This is a genomic window from Dyadobacter flavalbus, assembly GCF_006149045.1.
Classification (GTDB): Bacteria; Bacteroidota; Bacteroidia; order Cytophagales; family Spirosomataceae; genus Dyadobacter; species Dyadobacter flavalbus.
Genome location: NZ_VBSN01000016.1, coordinates 99,261 through 119,530, shown reverse-complemented (window position 1 = coordinate 119,530; position 20,270 = coordinate 99,261). Strand labels below are relative to the sequence as shown.

16 protein-coding genes and 1 tRNA gene are annotated in these 20,270 nt (G+C 44.4%); 8 read left to right on the top strand and 9 right to left on the bottom strand.

Going from position 1 to position 20,270, the window contains the following annotated elements; genetic code table 11:
- Positions 1-107: 107 nt before the first annotated feature.
- From FEM33_RS02645 to hpt, 3 genes are all read right to left on the bottom strand, one after another.
- Positions 108-191: transfer RNA gene (locus FEM33_RS02645), tRNA-Leu, on the bottom strand.
- Between the two features lie 89 nt (positions 192-280).
- Entirely contained in the window at positions 281-1,681 is a 1,401-nt protein-coding gene (locus tag FEM33_RS02640) for an MBL fold metallo-hydrolase RNA specificity domain-containing protein (RefSeq protein ID WP_139010578.1), read from the bottom strand.
- 14 nt (positions 1,682-1,695) lie between these two features.
- On the bottom strand, positions 1,696-2,223 hold the full coding sequence (hpt, locus tag FEM33_RS02635; protein ID WP_139010568.1) for a hypoxanthine phosphoribosyltransferase: 528 nt from the start codon (positions 2,221-2,223) through the stop codon (positions 1,696-1,698).
- Positions 2,224-2,400: 177 nt separating this feature from the next.
- Here hpt and FEM33_RS02630 point away from each other — a divergent pair, with 177 nt between their 5' ends.
- From FEM33_RS02630 to FEM33_RS02620, 4 genes are all read left to right on the top strand, one after another.
- Positions 2,401-3,627, top strand: coding sequence for a tetratricopeptide repeat protein (locus FEM33_RS02630; protein ID WP_139010567.1), 1,227 nt, complete (start codon positions 2,401-2,403; stop codon positions 3,625-3,627).
- 155 nt (positions 3,628-3,782) lie between these two features.
- Positions 3,783-3,980: a hypothetical protein gene (locus tag FEM33_RS26265; RefSeq protein WP_161597053.1), complete on the top strand. Its 198-nt coding sequence runs from the start codon at positions 3,783-3,785 to the stop codon at positions 3,978-3,980.
- Positions 3,961-4,293 carry a putative toxin-antitoxin system toxin component, PIN family gene (locus FEM33_RS02625; RefSeq protein WP_161597052.1) on the top strand — a complete coding sequence of 111 codons (333 nt, stop codon included), beginning with the start codon at positions 3,961-3,963 and terminating at the stop codon, positions 4,291-4,293. Before FEM33_RS26265 ends, FEM33_RS02625 begins: the two co-directional genes overlap by 20 nt.
- A 199-nt stretch (positions 4,294-4,492) precedes the next feature.
- Positions 4,493-5,281, top strand: coding sequence for a DUF3050 domain-containing protein (locus FEM33_RS02620; RefSeq protein ID WP_139010565.1), 789 nt, complete (start codon positions 4,493-4,495; stop codon positions 5,279-5,281).
- Between the two features lie 145 nt (positions 5,282-5,426).
- Here the strand turns inward: FEM33_RS02620 and FEM33_RS02615 are convergent, their stop codons facing one another.
- The 4 genes from FEM33_RS02615 to prmA all read right to left on the bottom strand — a co-directional run bounded on the left by FEM33_RS02615 (position 5,427) and on the right by prmA (position 13,281).
- Positions 5,427-6,788, bottom strand: coding sequence for a dipeptidase (locus FEM33_RS02615; protein WP_139010564.1), 1,362 nt, complete (start codon positions 6,786-6,788; stop codon positions 5,427-5,429).
- Positions 6,789-6,893: 105 nt separating this feature from the next.
- The gene (plsY, locus tag FEM33_RS02610) at positions 6,894-7,553 is read right to left on the bottom strand and encodes a glycerol-3-phosphate 1-O-acyltransferase PlsY (RefSeq protein ID WP_139010563.1); all 660 of its coding nucleotides are present in this window, start codon (positions 7,551-7,553) and stop codon (positions 6,894-6,896) included.
- Between the two features lie 146 nt (positions 7,554-7,699).
- Positions 7,700-12,376: a hypothetical protein gene (locus FEM33_RS02605; RefSeq protein WP_139010562.1), complete on the bottom strand. Its 4,677-nt coding sequence runs from the start codon at positions 12,374-12,376 to the stop codon at positions 7,700-7,702.
- A 62-nt stretch (positions 12,377-12,438) separates the two neighbouring features.
- On the bottom strand, positions 12,439-13,281 hold the full coding sequence (prmA, locus tag FEM33_RS02600) for a 50S ribosomal protein L11 methyltransferase (RefSeq protein WP_139010561.1): 843 nt from the start codon (positions 13,279-13,281) through the stop codon (positions 12,439-12,441).
- A 141-nt stretch (positions 13,282-13,422) separates the two neighbouring features.
- Here prmA and FEM33_RS02595 point away from each other — a divergent pair, with 141 nt between their 5' ends.
- Together FEM33_RS02595 and FEM33_RS02590 are read left to right on the top strand one after the other, a co-directional pair.
- Positions 13,423-13,656 (top strand): hypothetical protein, encoded by a 234-nt coding sequence (locus FEM33_RS02595; RefSeq protein WP_139010560.1) that lies wholly within the window; start codon positions 13,423-13,425, stop codon positions 13,654-13,656.
- Positions 13,657-14,055 carry a type II toxin-antitoxin system VapC family toxin gene (locus FEM33_RS02590; RefSeq protein ID WP_139010559.1) on the top strand — a complete coding sequence of 133 codons (399 nt, stop codon included), beginning with the start codon at positions 13,657-13,659 and terminating at the stop codon, positions 14,053-14,055. It begins immediately after the preceding gene.
- A 69-nt stretch (positions 14,056-14,124) separates the two neighbouring features.
- Here FEM33_RS02590 and FEM33_RS02585 read toward each other — a convergent pair whose 3' ends face one another.
- On the bottom strand, positions 14,125-15,939 hold the full coding sequence (locus FEM33_RS02585; protein WP_139010558.1) for a glycosyltransferase family protein: 1,815 nt from the start codon (positions 15,937-15,939) through the stop codon (positions 14,125-14,127).
- Between the two features lie 378 nt (positions 15,940-16,317).
- Here FEM33_RS02585 and FEM33_RS02580 point away from each other — a divergent pair, with 378 nt between their 5' ends.
- The gene (locus FEM33_RS02580) at positions 16,318-17,835 is read left to right on the top strand and encodes a glycoside hydrolase family 10-like protein (RefSeq protein ID WP_201747688.1); all 1,518 of its coding nucleotides are present in this window, start codon (positions 16,318-16,320) and stop codon (positions 17,833-17,835) included.
- Between the two features lie 4 nt (positions 17,836-17,839).
- Positions 17,840-19,057 (top strand): NADH-quinone oxidoreductase subunit D, encoded by a 1,218-nt coding sequence (locus tag FEM33_RS02575; protein WP_139010556.1) that lies wholly within the window; start codon positions 17,840-17,842, stop codon positions 19,055-19,057.
- Between the two features lie 49 nt (positions 19,058-19,106).
- Here FEM33_RS02575 and FEM33_RS02570 read toward each other — a convergent pair whose 3' ends face one another.
- Positions 19,107-20,117: an aspartate-semialdehyde dehydrogenase gene (locus tag FEM33_RS02570; protein WP_139010555.1), complete on the bottom strand. Its 1,011-nt coding sequence runs from the start codon at positions 20,115-20,117 to the stop codon at positions 19,107-19,109.
- Positions 20,118-20,270 lie beyond the last annotated feature (153 nt).

The following is a 20,270-nucleotide window of genomic DNA, read 5'->3' as shown; positions in this document are numbered from 1 at the left end:
ATTATTTTGATTTATTTACTAACCAGGTCTTGTTCTTCTCCGCAGTAGCATGTAAAATGCTCCCGAGAATCAAAAACGCCGTTCCTGCAAGCAAGAACGGCGTTTTGTGCCGAAGGCGGGACTCGAACCCGCACAGGGCAACCCCCACACGCCTCTGAAACGTGCGTGTCTACCAATTTCACCACTTCGGCATTGAAAAACTGGTTGGCAAAAATAGTAATAATGTTTTGGACTTTACAAGTCTTTTGAGGTTACAAAAACATTAAAGTGCATATTTTCTTTAAATTTTTACGCTTTCAAACAATTCCGGAATGTAAACATTTCCAAATCCGGCATTTTCCAGCTTCTGCTTGAAGGAAAGCTGCGTTTCGTATTCGCCATGAACCAGAAATACTCTTTCAACTTTTTCCGGATTCTGGAAGGCCAAAAAAGCAAGCATTTCATTGTAATCGCCATGTCCGGAAAAAGAATCCAGACTGGCAATCTGGCAATTTACATTGTACTTTTCTCCAAAGATGTCAACTTGTTTGTCGCCGCGCTTTAAAGCGCCGGCAAGCGTATTGGCAGAAGCGTAGCCCACAAGCAGAACCGTGCATTTCGGGTCTTCTATGTTATTTTTGATATGATGCTTAACCCGGCCCGCTTCGGCCATTCCGGACGAAGAAATAATGATGCAAGGTTCTTTTTTATCATTCAGTGCAATGGACTCGCTTGTCTCGGAAATGTAATGCAGATACGGAAAAGCAAAGGCGTCGCCGTCTTTTTCTATATAACCGAGTATTTCAGGATTAAAGCATTCGTCATGCGCTTTCATGATGCCGGTGGCGCGGACAGCCAGCGGACTGTCGATATAAACCGGAATCCGGGGCAGTTTTCCTGAACTTGAAAGCTGGTCCAGCGCATAAATAAGTTCCTGCGTACGGTCTATGGCGAAGGCCGGGATAATCAGTTTTCCTTTGCGTTCCACGCAGGTTTCCCGCACAATCTTTGAAAGATGCGCCTGCATGTCACCTTCTTTTTCGTGCAGACGGTCGCCGTAAGTTGATTCACAAATAATAATATCAGCTTGGGGAAAAGCGTCTGGTCTGCGGAGAATATGATCATCCGGACGGCCGATGTCGCCGGTAAAAGTTATTTGCTTTGCATGTCCGTTGTCCTGAAATGTCAAATGCACGGCGGCACTTCCAAGCAAATGGGCGGCATCCGTCATAAGAACAGAAACTTCTTTGTCTTTTCCCAAGAAAAAAGGCCTACTGTACTGAACTTCCTGAAACAGGCTCAATGCATGAACGGCATCTTCCGTATTATACAATTCTTCAATCAGCGGACGGTTCTGTTTTTGCCGGCGACGGTTAACCCGTTCCAGGTCTTTTTCCTGAATATGCGCGCTGTCCAAGAGCATAACGCGGCAAAGATCGGCCGTAGCCGAAGTACAGTAAATCGGGCCTTTAAAGCCTTGCTTTACAAGCCGCGGAATGAGCCCCGAATGATCAATATGCGCATGGGACAAAATGAGATAATCAATTTCCGAAGGATTAAAGCCGAAATTCTGATTGGCTTCATCCGTCTGGATTCCCTGAAACAAGCCGCAATCGAGTAAAATTCTCGTTCCTTTTTCGGTTGTTATAAGGTGCTTGCTTCCGGTAACGGTTCTTGCTGCTCCAAAAAACTGTATTTGCATGTTCATGTATTTAATCAGGCCAGAACGTATAAAGAGTCCAGATTGCGTCCAAAACCATCGTAATCTAAGCCGTAACCGACCACAAATTTGTTGTCAATTTCGAAGCCGACATAACGCATGTCAATCGGTGTCTTCAGTGCATCGGGTTTGTGCAGTAACGTAGCGATTTCAACCGACTTGGGGGAAAAATCCTTTATTTGCTTCAACAAATGCGCCATGGTGAGACCGGTATCGACAATATCTTCCACAATAATGATGTCACGGTTTTCAATGCTTTCTTCCATTCCGATAATTTGTCTTACATTTCCGGTCGATTCGGTTTGCGAATAGGAAGAAAACCGGATAAAAGTAATTTCGCAGGTTAATGAAATGTTTTTGACCAGTTCGCCGGCAAAAAGAAAGGCGCCGTTGAGAACCACAATAAATACGGGGTTGCGTCCTTCATAATCCTTACAGATCAGATCTGCCAGTTCAGCGATCCGGCTTTCAATGCTGCTTCGGGATATAAAGGGGACAAAAGTTTTATCCAGAATGTTAATCATAATAATTGGTGACGTTCTTTATCCGCATCCCGTTTCGGGCGGAAAAGATGAATTCAGTTCTTTGATATATACAGTGAATACTCTGAGCATCAATATTAACTCTTTTTTCAAAAACCCGGCTGATGATAAACGTAAAATAAAAAACACACGTTAATTAGAACACATTTTACCACAACTATGAAAAGTATAATCGTTAACACCATCAAATCCTGCTTCTTAAGTGTTATTGCCTTTCATTCTGTTTCCGCACAATTGTATTCTTCGGCGGAGCTCGACAAGAAGTATGATATGGTCATCAGTAATCCCGGCGTGCAGATTGAAGCGACCGAGGCCATTAATTTGCTTTACAATTACAAATTTGCAGAAGCCGATACAGAATTCCGGTGGCTGAAATACCGTTACCCGAAACATCCGATGCCGCATTTTCTGATGGGGCTGGCCGAATGGTGGAAAATTGTTCCGAATACGGATAATGAAGCTTATGACAAAGCGTTTCTGGCGCAAATGGATTCCACAATCAATCTTGCCGAGGAACTTTATGATAATCAGAAAAACAAGGTGGAACCGGCTTTTTTCCTGACGGCAGCCTATGCGTTCAAAGGGCGTCTTTATGCGGAACGTGAAAGCTGGACCAAAGCGGCATTTGCAGGCAAGAAATCACTGAAATATTTTGAACAATGCAAAGGAAACGGCGACCTTACGCCGGAACTGCTTTTTGGCGACGGTTTGTACAATTACTATGCAGAATGGATCCCGAAAGAATATCCGATCCTGAAACCCATACTGGCACTTTTCCCCAGAGGCAACAAAAAACTCGGGGAACAGCAGCTTGAAAAAGTAGGCAACAATGCATTTTACACCCGGGTTGAGGCCAGGTATTTTCTGCTGCAGATTTACAGCATGGAAAATGAAAACAGCAAGGCTTACGAAATGGCCAAGTACATGTGGCAGACTTTCCCGAACAATCCCTATTTTGAAAGGTATTTCTGCAGAACGGCATTTGTGACCGGAAAAATTGCCGAAGCCGAAAAAGCAGCGCACAATATTATTGATAAAATCGAGCAGGGCATGCCGGGTTATGAAGGCGTAAGCGGACGGAATGCGGCTTACGTTCTGGCTTTTTACAACATGAATTATCATCGCAATTACGATCTGGCTGCACAGTATTATCAAAAGGCCATTGATTATTCTGTAAAAACCAATTCGCTGAGCGCGGGTTATTATGTTTCTTCATTAATCGGGATGGGCAAAATTGCGGAGTCCAAAAAGAATTATGATGAAGCATTGAAGTATTACAAGCTGGCTGACGACCGGGCTGAAAGAAAATCCGGTCAGGACAAAGAAGCCAAAGCCGCCATTGCCAATCTGAAAAAAATGAAGCGGGAACAGCGGAGGAGAAGGTAAAGTAATTTTTAGGTGCTGAAAGCGAATTGTACGGTAACGTGTATTTTCCTGTTTTGAAAAAGATACTTTTCGGGTAGTGAAAACCGAATTGCTTTTTGCTTCAAAAATCTTATATTTAAATACGCTGAAAATGTCAGTTTTAAAACGGACTAATTATGACACAGACAGAAGTAATTGAAGCTTTTGACACACTTCCAAAAGGGCAGCAACTGATTGTTGCCAGAGAAATACAATTGCGCGTTGCTGATGATCTTTTTGAAGAACTGGATCAGGAGCTTCCTGATTCAGACATATCCATTGAAGATATTCAAAAAGAAATTACAGCTTACCGCAATGCCCGAAAGAAAAATTAATGTTGTCATCGATACCAACTGGTATATATCTGCATGTCTAAACCGGAGTTCCCGCCGCATACTTTATTATGAAATCCTGAAAAATCCGCATATAAAAGTTTTTTACTCGAAAGAATTACTTCAGGAGTTTGAGGATGTGATCAGCAGGCCTAAATTCCGTAAAATTATTTCTTATGATCAGGCAATCCGCTTCATGTCTCTTGCATTTTTGTTACTGAACAAAGTGACTGTACAGTCAATACCACAGGTTGTACGCGATACAGATGATGATTATCTGTTAGGGATTTGTGAGCATTGCAATGCTGATTTTTAATTACAGGTGATGCCGATTTGCTGGTACTAAAATCCCATAGCAACACTGCCATTTTAACGATGAATCAGTTTTTACAACTACTGCCTTCCATATGCAAAAATGAAGAACTGTGAAATACTCCGTCTGACAAATCAGTTGCCTGTTAACTTTGCACCATAAGACAGAATACAGTTTTTGTCGTATCACTAAAAATTAAAAAGTGGAAAATTACATTGAGCAAATTCAAAAAAGCATAGAGCCTCTACGGCATCAGATTATCAACCATAAAGTATATGCTGCAATTCAGGATATCGAGAGTCTTGGAATATTCATGCAGTATCATGCGTATGCAGTGTGGGATTTTATGTCGCTCCTGAAATCACTGCAGAATAACCTTACTTGTACTGCTGTTCCGTGGTTCCCGAAAGGCTCGCCTGAAAGCCGTTATCTGATCAATGAAATTGTATTGGGTGAAGAATCGGACGTTGATATGGAAGGGAACCGGAAAAGTCACTTTGAACTGTACCTGGAAGCGATGTGCCAGTGCGGTGCAGACACCGCACCAATCACCGGTTTTATTTCAGAACTGATGCAGAACGGCGAGCTTGAACAGGCATTTCAGAAAGCCGGCACGCCGGAGAAAGCTGCACAGTTTGTCAGCAATACATTCGAGATTATTGGCAGCAACAAGGATTATGTTCAGGCGGCTGTTTTCACATTCGGGCGGGAAGATCTCATTCCGGACATGTTCCATTCCATTATCAATGATTTGCATGCACATTTTCCCGAGCGTATTTCCATTTTCAAATATTATCTGGAAAGGCATATTGAAGTGGACGGCGATCATCACAGCCATTTAGCCCTGCAAATGACTTCAAATCTGTGCGGTACAAACGAAGAATACTGGCAGGAAGCGACAGAAGCAGTAAAGACATCATTACAAAAGCGTATTGAATTATGGGATGGCGTTTACGATACCATTATGGCTCGCAAGCAGGTAACGGGGTAAATAAAATCAGTATCAAACTCATATATTGTTCATAAAAATATCAATCTGCAAAACAGAATAAACACAAAAAACCCGGCTGGTTTTACTGCGGCCGGATTTTTTTGTATAAAGAACAAACAAAAGTCAACTCAAATTAAAATCGGCTTTACTTCTTCAATTCTGCATAGTGCTTGAAAAACAATGGAATTGTCTCTATTCCTTTATAGTAATTAAAAATTCCGTAGCTTTCATTCGGAGAATGCAGGTTGTCAATATCCAGTCCGAAGCCCATTAAAATACTTTTACAGCCCAGTTCCCGTTCAAACAGCGCAACAATCGGGATGCTTCCTCCGCCGCGTGTCGGGATTGGCTTTTTGCCGAAAGATTCTTCCATAGCCATTTCCGCAGCTTTATATTCTACCGAATCTGTTGGCGTCACATAAGGAAGTCCGCCGTGATGCGGAACGACTTTTACCTTTACTGAAGCCGGCGCAATGGATTCAAAATGCTTTGTAAACAGCTCGCAGATTTCATCATCGTTCTGGTTTGGAACCAGCCGCATGGATATTTTGGCATTGGCTTTGGAAGGCAAAACCGTTTTTGCGCCTTCACCGATGTATCCGCCCCAGATGCCGTTTACATCCAGCGTCGGGCGCACGGACGTTCTTTCAATGGTCGTATAACCTTCTTCGCCAAGCACGTCGCCGATCTGCAGTTCATTCTTGTATTCTTCCAGGTCAAACGGCGCTGCGTTCAATGCGGTTCGCTGGTCAGGCGTAAGTTCTTCCACTTTGTCGTAAAATCCGGGAATAGTTATATGCCCGTTTTTATCTTTCAAAGAAGCAATCATTTCGCAAAGCACATTAATCGGATTGGCAACGCCGCCGCCGTAAACGCCTGAATGCAGGTCGCGGTTTGCACCGATAACTTCCACTTCTACGTAAGTCAGCCCGCGGAGGCCGGTTTCAATGGACGGAACGTCATTGGCGATGATGCTTGTGTCCGAAATCAGGATCGTGTCACATTTCAGCATTTCCTGATATTCCTTCACGAATGTGCCGAGGTTGGAAGAGCCGATTTCTTCTTCGCCTTCAATCATTATTTTGACATTGCATGTAAGTGAATTGGTCGCAAGCATGGTTTCCAATGCTTTTATATGCATGTAAAACTGTCCTTTGTCATCGCACGAACCTCTTGCATAAATTCGCTCATTTTTTATTACCGGCTCAAACGGAGGTGAATCCCAGAGTTCGTACGGGTCGGCAGGCTGTACATCGTAATGCCCGTAAATAAGCACGGTCGGAAGTGCCGGATCGATCAGCTTTTCACCATAAACCACCGGATGGCCTGCGGTTTCGTATATTTCAGCACGATCGGCACCGGCTTCCAGAATCCTGTCGCGGACGTATTCAGCCGCTTTCAGCATATCGTTTTTAAACTTCGAATCTGCGCTTACGGAAGGTATGCGGAGCAAATCCAGCAGTTCGTTTAAAAATCTGTCACGGTTTTTATCTATATAATCAAGCATTGCTTCTGAAATTGTTAGTCTTTGAAATAGGTATAAAACTGCGCACAAGATAAAAAAATAACCCCTGAAGGATTGCCTCAGGGGTTATTTTTCCTAAATATACTTTTAAGAATTTTGTCGTTCAGACTTGGACTTTGAAAAGATCTTGACGCGGCTTTCATTTCCGTTCATAAGCCTTATGATGTTTTTCTGATGCGTAAAAACGACCAGAATGAACATGGTAAATCCAAATACAACCAACAGCGGTTCCGGGTGACCAAACACTCCGATCCAGGAAAGAACAGGAAACGCAAGTGTAGCCAGAATAGAACTCAGCGATACGTATTGGGAGGTAAGAAGTGTCAGAATAAAAATCGTGATGCAGAGCAAGGCAAGTTCCGGGTGAATGGCCAGCACCATACCGAGTAAGGTTGCAATGCCTTTTCCTCCTTTAAAATTAACAAAAACTGGAAAAATGTGACCGATGATCGCAATGATGCCAAAAATGATCTTGTACATAAGCAACTCAGTCTCACCGATTTCATTTATGTAAAAAAGCATGGATGCCAGGCAGGTTGCCGTCCAGCCTTTCAGCACGTCGATGAGCATGACAACCGTGCCCGCTCTTTTTCCAAGAATCCGGAACGTATTGGTTGCGCCAGCATTGCCGCTTCCGTGCTTTCTGACATCAATTCCAAAGTATCCAATTCCGTACCAGACCGAGCTAGGTATAGATCCTAATAAATAGGCTGCAATAATCGTAACAGTTAATAAGGCAATACTCATTTTGAACTTTTCATAATTACTGGACTACAAAATGTTTTTCAAAAAATAAGATAGCCGGAGGATTTACAATCAAAAGGGATGTAAAACTAAGTTTTATTATGCAAATTTTCAAATATTAGTATAAAGTATTGAAATTATGCACAATTTCAGAAGCCTTCTGTCTGCTCTGCTTTTTTCTTCTTTTCTTCAGGTGTTACGGTTTTTTTCTTGGCAGCTTTTACCAGCTTTGCTTTTTTGAGTGCCGGCTGGTAAAAATCGTCGAACCGGTTAACAAACAAATCTTTTTCTTCAGTTCCAAGCCCGATCAAGGTCATATCCTTGGATTTTACATTCTTGGATTTTGCGGTGATCTGGTCATTGAAATCGACCTGCGATGAAACAACGCCCAGTTCCCCGAGTTTATAATCAAAAAAGTACCAGATATCCGGCGAAGCCTGTAAGAAAAGACTGAATTCGTCTCCGTCTACTGTCCGCCTGATTTCCAGTACACCGTCCATTTGCGCATTGATATTGTTTCTTCCCAGGTTTGCAACGCCAATCGGACCCTGAGAATAATATGCACCGTGCGCAGCCGACCAGTGCAGATCCACATTGGACAACAGCATCGGAACATCCAGCGTCGGAGAGGCTTCAAACAATGGCTTGTAACCCGCAGCCGTAAGTTTTATATAAGCATCCGTAGCCTGCGGCCCGATCAGAGCGGATAATTTCCGGTTCAGTTGTTCTGCATCATCGTCGGCTGCGGTACTGTTCTGTTCTTCCAGATTGGTTTCCACAATTTTGGCCGCCAAAGGCTGGGCAATCGGTTCCAGTGCAGGCAGTTTCATCAGTAACATCGTATTAAATGCAAACTTCGAACTATCCACCTGAACTTCGCCCGTTCCGACGGATTGCAGCCACGGATCACGGATCAGTTTCAGCGGGCCGGAGAAAGTAGCCGAACCGGTTTTATCGTCAAATCGCAGCGCATTGGCTTCGTCGATCAGGCCGTCGGCTCCGGGCGGAGGCATTACGCGGAAAGCCTTGCTGTCTTCGTCATAGTTCAGTGCGCCTTGCGCCAGGTAAATGTCATCGTCTCCGTCCGATTCCTTGGGCGAAAGAAATGACATGTACATGCCGCGGGTTTCATTGTAATGCAAGCCTACAGAAAGCGGTATGTCATGCTCGTTTTTCAGGTTTTTATCAATTTTAATCGAAATGGATTCGCCCGGTGATTCTTTATAGACAATCCATGAACTCTGAAAATCTTTCCGGAACTTAATCACGGGTTTTACAAATCCGTCCAGCTGCAGCGAAGGTTCGTATGCAATCAGGTTAATGCCGCCTTTGTACTGAATGCGCGGCGAAAGGATCAGGTTTTCGGTTTCCTTAATATCCGCGCGTGCCGTTGTGTAATATTTGATTGCCGTATTTCCTTTGTCGGACCGCGAACGTTTGCCTTCTTCTGCTGCGCCTATTTCCCTCAGCTCAAAATTCTGCATTTTGATGTTGAAAGTATCTTTTCTGGCCGTTATATACTGATACGTTGCCGATCCTTCGAAGTGGTTCCGGGAATCGATGCGGATGTCTGCATCGCGCATTCTGTGCGACGTGTTCAATGTGTCAATTTCAATCCGGGCTTTTTTCAACGGGTTTATTTTTCCTTTGCTGTCCACGCTTACAAGTCCGCCGTCCGGAATAATCTTTACATCCGCCGTCTGAATAAACGGAACGCCTTTGATATTGAGCGTCACTTTTTCAATGTCATAAATTGCTTCCGATCCGTTGAACGTCAGCCCTTCCTGCGTTGAATCCATGGAAGTATAGGAGGAAGTTTCGCCAAAACCTTTCATCAGAATGGTCTTTTTGTTCATATCCCATTTCGCACTTCCGATCAGCGTCTGGTAAGAAGCCGTCGGGATTTGCATGCCGGATGAATCCGACCCGAATCCGGTTTCGTCTGTAAGGAAATTGGCAACGCCGGTTTTGAAATTGAAATCAATGTTTACATTATTTCCGGTCAGCAGCTTTTTGGCAGCTTTCTGGTCTCCGCTGTTGATGGAAAATGCCGAGCGGTTGGCCAGAAATCCGTCCTTGTTGAATTTGATATCAGGCGAAGACAGTTCCGAATCCGGTCTTTTCAGCTTTCCGTTTCCGTACAATCCGCTCGAACGCAGCAAGAGGCTTCCTTCCAGGCTTGTAGTTCCTTTGTAAAAAGAAAAGGATTTTCCCTGCGTATTGATAAACATACTGTCTGCATTCGGATACCATTTCAGCGCATAATCTTTCAGTTCCACACCCGGGAAATAGCCTTTGCCGATCGTTGCTTCCTTGATGCTGGCCACATCGCCTGATGCCATCAGGGAATCGGCTGTCAGCAGCACGTTTTTGGCAGTCATGGAGGCAGACAAATATTTCAGTACGGCTTTGGAATGCAGACCGCTGTTGTCCATCGTAAGCGTGTCTGTAAACTTTGCCAGCGCTTTTCCGTCGTAAATTTTCAGATCCGTTACAGGCGGTTTGTAGTCGAAGCCAAGCGAATTGTCCGGCATACTTTTCAAAATCGTCTGAAGCGGAGGGATAATACCGTTGGAATTGAATGTTCCTTCAAAAATCACATCGCGGTTATCCAGCCCGTCCATATCTATTTTCGGGATCTTGAAAAAGACTTCACGCGGGTACAGAACCGTTCCGCGTTCAGGCTGATCAAAATAGACAATCATTCCGTCCGGAACGACAAGCCGGGGTGATTTTTTAACCCCTTTCTGAATTCCGGATTTGTTTTTCGGATCGCTGAGGTAAAATGTTCCGCCTTTTTCATATTTCACATGTCCGCCGACCTCGCCCTTCTGACCTTTGGCAAATTTTTCCCTCGGCGTAAACGTAATCGAATCGGAAGGAGCAACATTCACGAAAAACTGATTGTAATCAAATTTGACATTCTGCCCTCGGAACTGATAATTGGATGCCACCATCTGGCCGTTCAGCGTGAAATTCCTGTTTTTGCCGATCACCAGTTTTTTATCCGCCGGAACCGCATAAATCTTTAAAGAATCACTGACAACAAAGCGCGAAACACCCAGAACCGTCAGCAATGTATCTGAAAGATTGATGGTCGCATTGGCCACTTCTTCATTGGCTGCAAACTGCGAAGTCACCTGAAAATTGTCGTAATCCGCTTTGTCCAGATTGGCAAGCACGTACAGAATTCCTTTTTTGCTCAGTGCAAATTCGTCCGTCGTTTTGTTGTAAATAAAGTATTCATCCAATGCGAGTCTTTGCAGTGAATTGCGTAGGATTTTAGGATTTTGCTTGAATTTTGCAGCCAGTTCTTCAGCCAGAAACGCAGATTTCTTTTCGGTTTGCGTATAATTGGCTGCCATAATCAAAGGCTGAAAACCATATTCCTTGCTGATATCCTTGAATTTTTCTTTTTTGAAATAATCAAAAGATTCCAGCCTGACGGGAACCTCCTGCTTGCCATTAATACGCAGAAACTCCACTTTTTCATTCGGGAATTTCCAGCGCATGGCCTGCGACCAGATGTTCATTTTATGATATGAATCCTGATAAGGAAGCGGCGCGTAATCCGTTTTTTCGGCACGGCCCAGTTTCAGAATGCCTACTTCGTCATTATACTTGAAAGTAACGCCTGGATGGTAAAGCGAGTCATTTCCCAGAGGCATGGAAAAAGTAGCAAACGAGGAAGTAATGACCGAATCTTTCAGCATAAATTTCTTACTCAATGCCTTGAAAGCCACTTTATCCTTGTATTTCACCTGAATAGCAGACGGTTTGTCGCTGAGCGAAGAGCTGTACATTTCCGTTCCGATGAGTGCAAAACCACCTTTGTAATCAATGTTTTTTCGGGATGCTTTCAGCCTTGCATCAATGCCGTTGGAAACAAACCGCGGGTACGGCGCCGGCTGTCCTTTCACTTTTTTCACGCCGCGATATTCCAGCGTGCCTTTGATCGGCGCTGCAAGTTGTTGCTCGTGATGCAGCGTAACATTTTCAGCAAGGAGCTTGGGCTGTGAAATATGGAATGAGTAACTGTCCAGATCGGCATAAATGGAAGAATCGCCCGCAGCCTGCCAGTTGAACTTTCCGTTTTTACCCACAAAAATGCCGTCTTTCAGCATGACACTTCCGTTTGCCGGACCAAAAACGACCGAATCACCCGCAGCAACCATTGCAAAAGTGGCATTCTGAAGATCAAGCAACGGTCCGGAAACCGCAGGAAGCGGATTGGATTTCGGCGCAATAACAAAATTGGAATCCACAGGCGTGTTCCAGCTGTCGTCGGCTGCTGCAACATTCGCTTCCACTGCCGCGGCTTGTGCGTTTGTCGTGTCGAAGCGGTACTTATACGTTCCGCCAAGCAAATAAAGCGAGTTGTAATTGGCCGCATACAGCTTGTTTGTTTCACTCACCGAACGAATCGTTTCCAGTACTTTCTGAAACGTTTTGCCGTCGTATTTCTCACCGGAACTTGCTGCGATGTTCAGGAATCCTTCCAGGTTTTCAGGAGACTGTCTGGCAAGAAAATGCGTATTGCGTGCCAGAAGTGCAAGAACGGGCCCTGCTTTTTGACCTTTTGCGATCTGCGTTTTAACGATGTTTATAAATTTCGCCTGCTGCGCGCTGTTCAAAGAAGCCGTCCAGATACTATCCAGCTGAGCGGCCGGCCTTACAAGCTGCGGATTGCGGCTGCCGTCCATGAGTTTACGGAACTGCACCATAAACTGCGCCGGCTCGTCAGAAAATTTCTGATTCTGGGCGGATGCAGTAATTCCGATACAGGCCAGAAAGTAAAGAAATAAAGTAAATCGGATTATTTTCATGTGTTGTTGGCTTTTAGCTTTTAGCTATTGGCTCTGAATGTTGTTGTTTTTAAAGTCTGCTTTCAACTATTATCCAGTTTCTGGAAAACAACGGTTGCCCATTGATTGCGTGTATTCGACCTTAATTTTTTTAAATTGTTTTCTGCTGCGCAACGTTCGATATCGGCCTGGTCTGTTTCATAAAAACCGCTTGTTACAAGCCAGCCGCCGGACTTCAGATGCTTTACATAATCCGGGATTTCACTCAACAGAATATTCCGGTTAATATTGGCGAGAATTCCGCCGAAAACCTGCTCTTCGCGCACATCCGCTATGGTTCCCTGAAATACTTCTGCTTCTGCCGGCAAATCATTCATTGCAAAATTTTCGCGTGTATTCTCAACCGCCCATTCATCAATATCAAATCCGAGCAGCTGCGTTGCGCCCAGCTTATGCGCCAGAATGGCCAGGATTCCTGTTCCGCAGCCAACGTCCATGACGGACAAACCTTCATGCGGCAGGCCGAGCTGTTCATTCATCACAAGCCACGTGGTTTCGTGATGGCCCGTTCCGAAAGACATTTTAGGCTGAATAAGCAAATCGTACCTGAAAGCAGGATCGGGCTCATGAAAAACGGCTCTTACACGGATCTGATCGCCTACTTCAATAGGCTCGTAACTTTTTTCCCATTCCTCGTTCCAGTTCTTTCTTTCTAACGATTTCCATGTTGCCGCTATTGTCGTAAATTCCAGGTATTTGGCTGTCAGATTATGGATTTCATTTTCATCGAAATCAGTTTCCTGAATGTACGCCAGCAAGCCTTCTTCCGTTTCCACAAATGATTCAAAACCCGCTTCGCCAAGCTCGGCCATTAATATTTCCGAATAATCCGGCTCAACTTTCAGATCTAGTTCTATATAATTCATTACAATTTAACTGTTTTAAAATGGGAAGTGAAGGTGTGGAAAATTTTCAGGAATGCAGCCCGAACAACTTTGCCGATTCATGATTAATTGTCCTAAATTGTTGAATATTCTTAAATTTGACAAAAACGCATACGTAAAGCCATGTATACAGCCATCAAAGGAATTTATGAGAATGGCGTTCTGACTTTCATTGAAACGCCGCCATCAATCAAAAAGTCACAGGTTGTCGTTTTATTTATGGACGAAAGCCAGCAGGATCAATCTACGGAAGAACAGCCGCAAAGAGGAGTTGTTTTAGGAAGTCTTGCGAATAAAGGATATAATATTCCGGATAATTTTAATGATCCACTGGAAGATTTCAACGACTATATGTAAATGCAGAGATATCTTATAGATACACAAATTCTGATCTGGGCACTTATTTCACCTTTCAAATTATCAGCAGAAGTTCTAAAACTATTGTCTTCCAATCAGATTTGCGTTTCTCAAATCAGTATTTTGGAAATTGCAATTAAACAGAAAACGGGAAAGCTTACAGAATTGCCAGTAGCCATTGATTTATTAGAGAAAATTATTTTAAATGACGGTTTTGAAATAATTTCTCTTGCAACCAAGCATATAGTCCAATATGAATCCATTCCTCTCTTTCCTCAGCATCGGGATCCTTTTGACCGTTTAATTTTGGCAACTGCTTATTCTGAGCGCATGTCGATAATTTCTGCAGACAGCAACTTTGGGTTATATACTAATTTTATTCAATTAATTAAAGCATAGAAAATAATGCAAAAACCCGCTAACATCATCTTTGGAGATATTAACGGGCTTTATCAAGCTATTGAAAACTTACGGCTTCCTCCTTTTCGCAGCCAGATCGTGCGCTGTATCGTAATAGGAGCGGAGGTTCATCCAGTCGAATACATCGGAAATGTTTTCAACGCGGTTTCGCTGCATAATACGGTCGCGGCGCTGCATTCTTACAAATTTGAACAGAATATCGGCCAGCTGATCGGCAGCCTGCGTGAAGGTCTGTGACTTTCTGTTAATCACGTAAATTCCTCTGTTTTCATAATCCCGCATGATCTGCATAATGTAATCCCCGAAACCGGAAAGATCGCTTGTTACAGTCGGAACACCGCGCACTACGCATTCCAGCGGCGTGTAACCCCATGGCTCATAATAACTTGGAAAAACACCCAAATGGCAGCCGCGTACAAACTGGCCGTAATCGAGTCCGAAAAGCGGGTTTGTGGAAGCAATAAAATCCGGATGATAAACGATCTTGACGCGATCGCGCTCGTTATTGACCAGATTTGCCCTTTTGCAAAAATCCGTTATGCCGTCTTCTTCTTTTAAATCATGCGTTACAAATGCCGGAAGTTTATCTGTTTTCCAGCTTTGTATCGTCCGGCGGAGGCGTAAACGCCAGTATTCATCCACAAAATTGTTGAGGTCGGGCATTTTATGGTCTGCACCGGCCGCAGCGGCATGAAAGAGTTTTTCACCCACTTCCTTTTCAATCGCCGTACACGTTTCCTGCAGTTCATTCAGAACGGCCCGCGACTGCAGTACATCCGGATTAACCGAATAATACGGCTGCTTGGTGACGATAAACATCACGACCGTCATGTCCATATTGGCCTGCACCATTTTCCAGTTAAGGCGTGCAAGTGCTTCCAGAGTAAGGTCGTATCCTTTATTGCTGTATTCGTAGCGGCCCGATGTGAAGAAGTAAAGCGTTTTATCCAGGTCAAAAGAATAGCTCTGGAAAAAATGGCCCATTACAAATTCGTGAATGCGCTCTTTATGTTTTAAATGCAGGTTCTGGAATTCATGCACCGCCTGAAACCGGACTACGTTCAAGCCGTTCGGCGTAACCAGATCCGGCATTCTGCCCAGAAACACTTCACATTCACGCGCGGTCACGTCGCTTACCGTTGTAAGTACATGCGCATTCAGCGCAGCTTGTCTTTCTATGGAGCATTGTGCCAGAATGCCGTAGTTTTTAGCTTCCTGTTCCCAGTCGAAAAAAGGAAGTTTACCATAAAACCCGCTTACATTCTGGGCAAGATAACGGCCCAGCATGGTGGCATGGGTCGTAAAAGTAGTGGCTATTTTTACATTTTCACGTTTGAGATCGGGAAGTCCGCTGCTGGCCATCCATTCATGGAACTGCGCGTAGATTTCTTCGCGCTTGGCATTTTCCTCTGCATATTCCTTAAGAAATATACGTACAAGTTCCCCGAAGCATAATGTTTGGTTAACAAGATGTTCAACATTGATCGTAGGAATGCGGCTGCGTTCCCAAAGGTTAAACTTGATAACGTCGAGTTCTTTCTCGATGCTTTCAAGATCAAAAAGGATAACCCGGGGCTTGCCGGTAACGAGCCAGTAACCGTAAAAAACATGATAGCCCATATCGCGCATCCTCTTAACGATGCGGCCGGCAGGAGAATCGTCCAGATCCGTGATCACTTCAAACTCGGAAGATGCCTTTTTTTCGAAATAGGGCCCCAGCAGAAAGTAGTTGTCTTCCCATTTTTCGACCATTGCCGGGACTTTGGTCCGTATTACAGTATAAATTCCTCCAACTTGATTACAAACCTCCCATGCAACTTCAAACAGGACGTTTTTCTTAGTGGTTTTGACAAATGGTTCCAATATGGGATACAGGTTTAAACGTTACTAGCGGCAATTGCAAGAATGTAACTGATATTAAGTCACAAAAATCCTTGTAATTACACAATAAATATGCATAAAAATTATTCACAATAACAACAATTTTACTTTATGTTTCTCTGCTTTCTGAAAAGCATTGGAACATTCCGGCGCATAATATATAACAAAGTCAAGAATGTCCGGTACAACTGTCGGCCGGCAAACGCAGGCAATTCTGTGCCTGTTTAAATGAATTTAAGTTTGTTCTCAGCTAACTTTGTTCCAAATTACGTTACTTTGATTGGATTAACATTTTGCATTAGTTATATAGTGAAAAAAATTAAAATAGTTGCTCTTTCCTTTATACTTATCACGTTTTTAATGGAAAGCTGCATAGCCCAGTCTGCAGAAACTGATGAAATTTTACCTCCCAAAAGGGAATTCAGAGCAGTCTGGATAGCAACCGTTGACAATATTGACTGGCCCAGCAGTAAAAATCTTATACCTGAAGAGCAGCAGGAAGAATTTTCATCTCTTCTGGATTTTCATAAAAAAGTAGGCATGAATGCGGTTTTCGTTCAGGTAAGAGCTGCCGGGGATGCATTTTATGCCAAAAGCCCCGAGCCGTGGTCTGAATGGCTGACGGGCAGGCAGGGCAGGCAACCCAATCCGATGTGGGACCCGCTTGATTTTATGGTGCAGGAAGCACATAAGCGCGGCCTCGAATTTCATGCCTGGCTTAACCTGAACCGGCTTGTACATAAATCCTCCACAAGTGTTTCCTCTGAAAATATCAGCCGTGTGCATCCCGAATGGATCATCAGCTACGACGGTTACAAGCTTTTTGACTTCGGCATTCCCGAGGCACGGCAGTTTATTACGGACATGACAGTGAACGTTGCCCGTAATTATGACGTGGACGGCATTCACTTTGACGATTATTTTTACCCGTACGCCGTACCCGGACAAGTTATTCAGGACGATGCGTCGTTCCGGAAATATGGTGAAGGTTTTACAAGCAAGGCCGACTGGCGCCGGCATAATGTGGATTTGCTTGTGAAATCCATTCATGATGCGCTGGAAGCACTGAATCCGCGCCTGAAATTCGGCATCAGTCCGTTTGGTGTATGGCGAAACAAAGACCGCGACCCGGAAGGGTCAAAGACTTTCGGAGCACTAGCGTCCTATGACGATTTGTTTGCAGACAGCCGCAGATGGATCAAAGAAGGATGGATCGATTACATTGCACCGCAGGTTTATTTTTCCTCGGGATTCAACCGCGTTCCTTATAAAAACCTTGTAGACTGGTGGGCAGAAAACAGCTTTGGCCGGCACTTATATGTTGGAATGGGCGTGTACCGTGTTGGTTATAAAGACAAAGATACGCATTGGGCCAATCCGGCCGAAGTTCCGAACCAGATCCGCTATTCAAGAGAAACAGAGTCCAACGGGACTATATTTTTCAGTTCACGCTCCATTCGCGGCAACAGTCTCGGATTTGCCGATTCGCTGCGAAAAGACTTTTTTCGTTATCCGGCTCTGATCCCGACGATGCCCTGGAAAGACCGTATTCCGCCGCTTTCTCCCAAAAGTCTGAAAGCAACATTACTTTCCAAAGGAATAGAACTGACGTGGGAAAAGCCGGATGCTGCCGCTGACGGCGACCGCGCGTGGTATTATGTTGTTTACCGTTTTGAACCGGAGGAAAAAGCAACGGCCTACGATCCGCGGCGCATCATTGGCATGTGTTATGAAGGAGAAAAAATCATTGACCTTACTGCTGAAACCGGCAAACGGTATGTTTATTATGTAACAGCCGTAGATCGCCTTCACAACGAAGGACGGCCGATCGGCCCATTGCGCGTAGAGTTGCAGGATCAGAAACTGGTTAGATTTTAATACAATGGCCAATACAATTCAATACGAATACAAACCGGAATACCTTGCTGCTTCCATTCCCTCGAAATACAAGCCTGAAAACCTTCGTACCGAGGAAATGATCCTGAACATGGGACCGCAGCATCCTTCCACGCACGGCGTTCTGCGGCTTGAAGTCGTGACGGATGGCGAAGTGATCGTGGATGTCGTTCCGCATTTGGGTTACTTGCACCGCTGCTTTGAAAAACATGCCGAATCGCTGCCGTTCAATCAGGTTATTCCTTATGTAGACCGGCTGGATTACGTGGCTGCCATGAACTCCGAGCACGCCTATGTGATGGGTGTGGAAAAAATGCTGGGTATTGAAAATGATATTCCAAAACGCATCGAGTACATCCGCGTTGTGGTTGCTGAACTCAATCGCCTTGCTTCGCACTTTGTAGCATTGGGAACATACGCCATGGATATCGGTGCTTACACGCCGTTTTTGTGGATGATGCGCGACCGCGAGCAGATTCTGCGCTTGCTGGAATGGATCTGCGGCGCCAGGATGCTTTACAATTACATCTGGATCGGCGGACTGTTTTACGATTTGCCCGTTGGTTTTGAAGAAAGATGCCTGGAATTTGTCAAGTATCTGAAACCAAAGCTGATTGAATTGCAGCAGCTTGTCATTGATAACAAGATTTTTATTCAGCGTACGGCGAATGTCGGCGTTCTGCCATTGCCCGTTGCAATCAATTACGGCTGCACCGGCCCGATGCTGCGGGGTTCGGGATTGCGGTATGACCTCAGAAAAGTGGATGCTTACTCCGTTTACCCTGAACTTGATTTTGACATACCGATTGGTGAAGGTAAAATGGGAACAACCGGTGACTGCTGGGACCGGGCGTGGGTTCGTGTACTGGAATGCTGGGAATCGGTCAAAATGATTGAACAAAGCCTTGAACAGCTTACAGGCAATTACAAAAGAACCCGCGATTTTGACCCGCAGGCCGTTGTTCCGAAGAAAATACGTCCGAAAGCCATGGACTTTTACGCAAGAGGGGAAACTTCAAAAGGCGAGCTGGGATTTTATTTCAGAGCGGACGGACGTTCTGATATTCCGTTTCGCTGCAAGGCGCGGTCCTGTTCATTTCATAACCTTTCCGTCATCGGTGAAATCTCGAAAGGTGCACTGCTTGCCGACGTGATTGCGATTATAGGATCGATTGATATTGTAATGGGCGAAGTAGACCGCTAATTAAAAAAGCCGCTTAGCGGCTTTTTTAATTAATAATATATTCTCAAAACTAAGCTTCCTGCGATACGCCTACAAGATCGTGCTTTGCAAGGAACTCGGCGATCTGAACGGTGTTGGTTGCAGCACCTTTGCGAAGGTTGTCGGCAACGATCCACAAATTCAGTGTTTTTGGCTGTGACTCATCGCGGCGGATGCGGCCTACAAACGTTTCGTCCTTCCCATGCGCCGTAAGCGGCATCGGGTAAACGGCATTTTTAGGATCATCCTGAATAATGACACCTTCTGCTTCGCTTAAAATCTGGCGAACTTCATCCAGATCAAATTCATTTTCAAACTCAACATTGACTGCTTCCGAATGGCCGCCGATGGTTGGAATGCGAACGGTTGTGGCCGTAACAGCAATGCTGTCGTCGCCCATGATTTTCTTGGTTTCGTTCGTCATTTTCATTTCTTCCTTTGTGTAGCCATTGTCAAGAAACACGTCAATATGCGGCAATACATTCAGGTCGATCTGATGCGGATATACTTTTTCGGTGCTGTGGTCGCCGGTACGTTCTGAAAAAAGCTGGTCAACGGCTGCTTTTCCCGTTCCGGTTACCGATTGATAAGTGGAAACAACCACACGTTTGATTTTATATTTTTTATGCAAAGGATTCAGAACCACAACCATCTGAATTGTTGAGCAATTCGGGTTTGCAATGATTTTATCTTCCTTTGTCAGTTCGCCTGCATTGATTTCCGGAACAACCAGTTTCTTGGTCGGGTCCATACGCCATGCCGATGAGTTGTCGATTACCGTAATTCCGGCTTCTGCAAATCTCGGGGCCAAAGCTAATGAAGTGCCTCCACCGGCAGAGAAAATCGCAATTTCAGGTTTGGATGCAATCGCTTCCTCAAATCCGATTACCTTGATCTGTTTACCCTTGAATGTAACTTCCTTGCCTATTGATCTTTCGGATGCAACAGCCAATAATTCTGTTACCGGGAAATTACGCTCTTCGAGCACTTTGAGGATTTCGCCGCCCACCAGACCGGTAGCGCCTACTACTGCGATTTTCATTCTTGCATTAAGATTAAAAATGGATAAAATATAATTACTCTTTGCCTCGGTAAGGCTGAAAAGTGGCGCAAATTTACAATGAATTTTAGAATGAACGATGTTTTGAAATCACTAATGTATTTAAATCCAGCTTTGAACACAGAATTTCAGCAT

Coding starts and splice junctions, on each gene's coding strand:
- FEM33_RS02640 (WP_139010578.1), bottom strand. CDS start 1,681: ATGCAAATACAGTTTTTTGGAGCAGCAAGAACCGTTACCGGAAGCAAG.
- hpt (WP_139010568.1), bottom strand. CDS start 2,223: ATGATTAACATTCTGGATAAAACTTTTGTCCCCTTTATATCCCGAAGC.
- FEM33_RS02630 (WP_139010567.1), top strand. CDS start 2,401: ATGAAAAGTATAATCGTTAACACCATCAAATCCTGCTTCTTAAGTGTT.
- FEM33_RS26265 (WP_161597053.1), top strand. CDS start 3,783: ATGACACAGACAGAAGTAATTGAAGCTTTTGACACACTTCCAAAAGGG.
- FEM33_RS02625 (WP_161597052.1), top strand. CDS start 3,961: ATGCCCGAAAGAAAAATTAATGTTGTCATCGATACCAACTGGTATATA.
- FEM33_RS02615 (WP_139010564.1), bottom strand. CDS start 6,788: ATGCTTGATTATATAGATAAAAACCGTGACAGATTTTTAAACGAACTG.
- plsY (WP_139010563.1), bottom strand. CDS start 7,553: ATGAGTATTGCCTTATTAACTGTTACGATTATTGCAGCCTATTTATTA.
- FEM33_RS02605 (WP_139010562.1), bottom strand. CDS start 12,376: ATGAAAATAATCCGATTTACTTTATTTCTTTACTTTCTGGCCTGTATC.
- prmA (WP_139010561.1), bottom strand. CDS start 13,281: ATGAATTATATAGAACTAGATCTGAAAGTTGAGCCGGATTATTCGGAA.
- FEM33_RS02595 (WP_139010560.1), top strand. CDS start 13,423: ATGTATACAGCCATCAAAGGAATTTATGAGAATGGCGTTCTGACTTTC.
- FEM33_RS02590 (WP_139010559.1), top strand. CDS start 13,657: ATGCAGAGATATCTTATAGATACACAAATTCTGATCTGGGCACTTATT.
- FEM33_RS02580 (WP_201747688.1), top strand. CDS start 16,318: ATGGAAAGCTGCATAGCCCAGTCTGCAGAAACTGATGAAATTTTACCT.
- FEM33_RS02575 (WP_139010556.1), top strand. CDS start 17,840: ATGGCCAATACAATTCAATACGAATACAAACCGGAATACCTTGCTGCT.
- FEM33_RS02570 (WP_139010555.1), bottom strand. CDS start 20,117: ATGAAAATCGCAGTAGTAGGCGCTACCGGTCTGGTGGGCGGCGAAATC.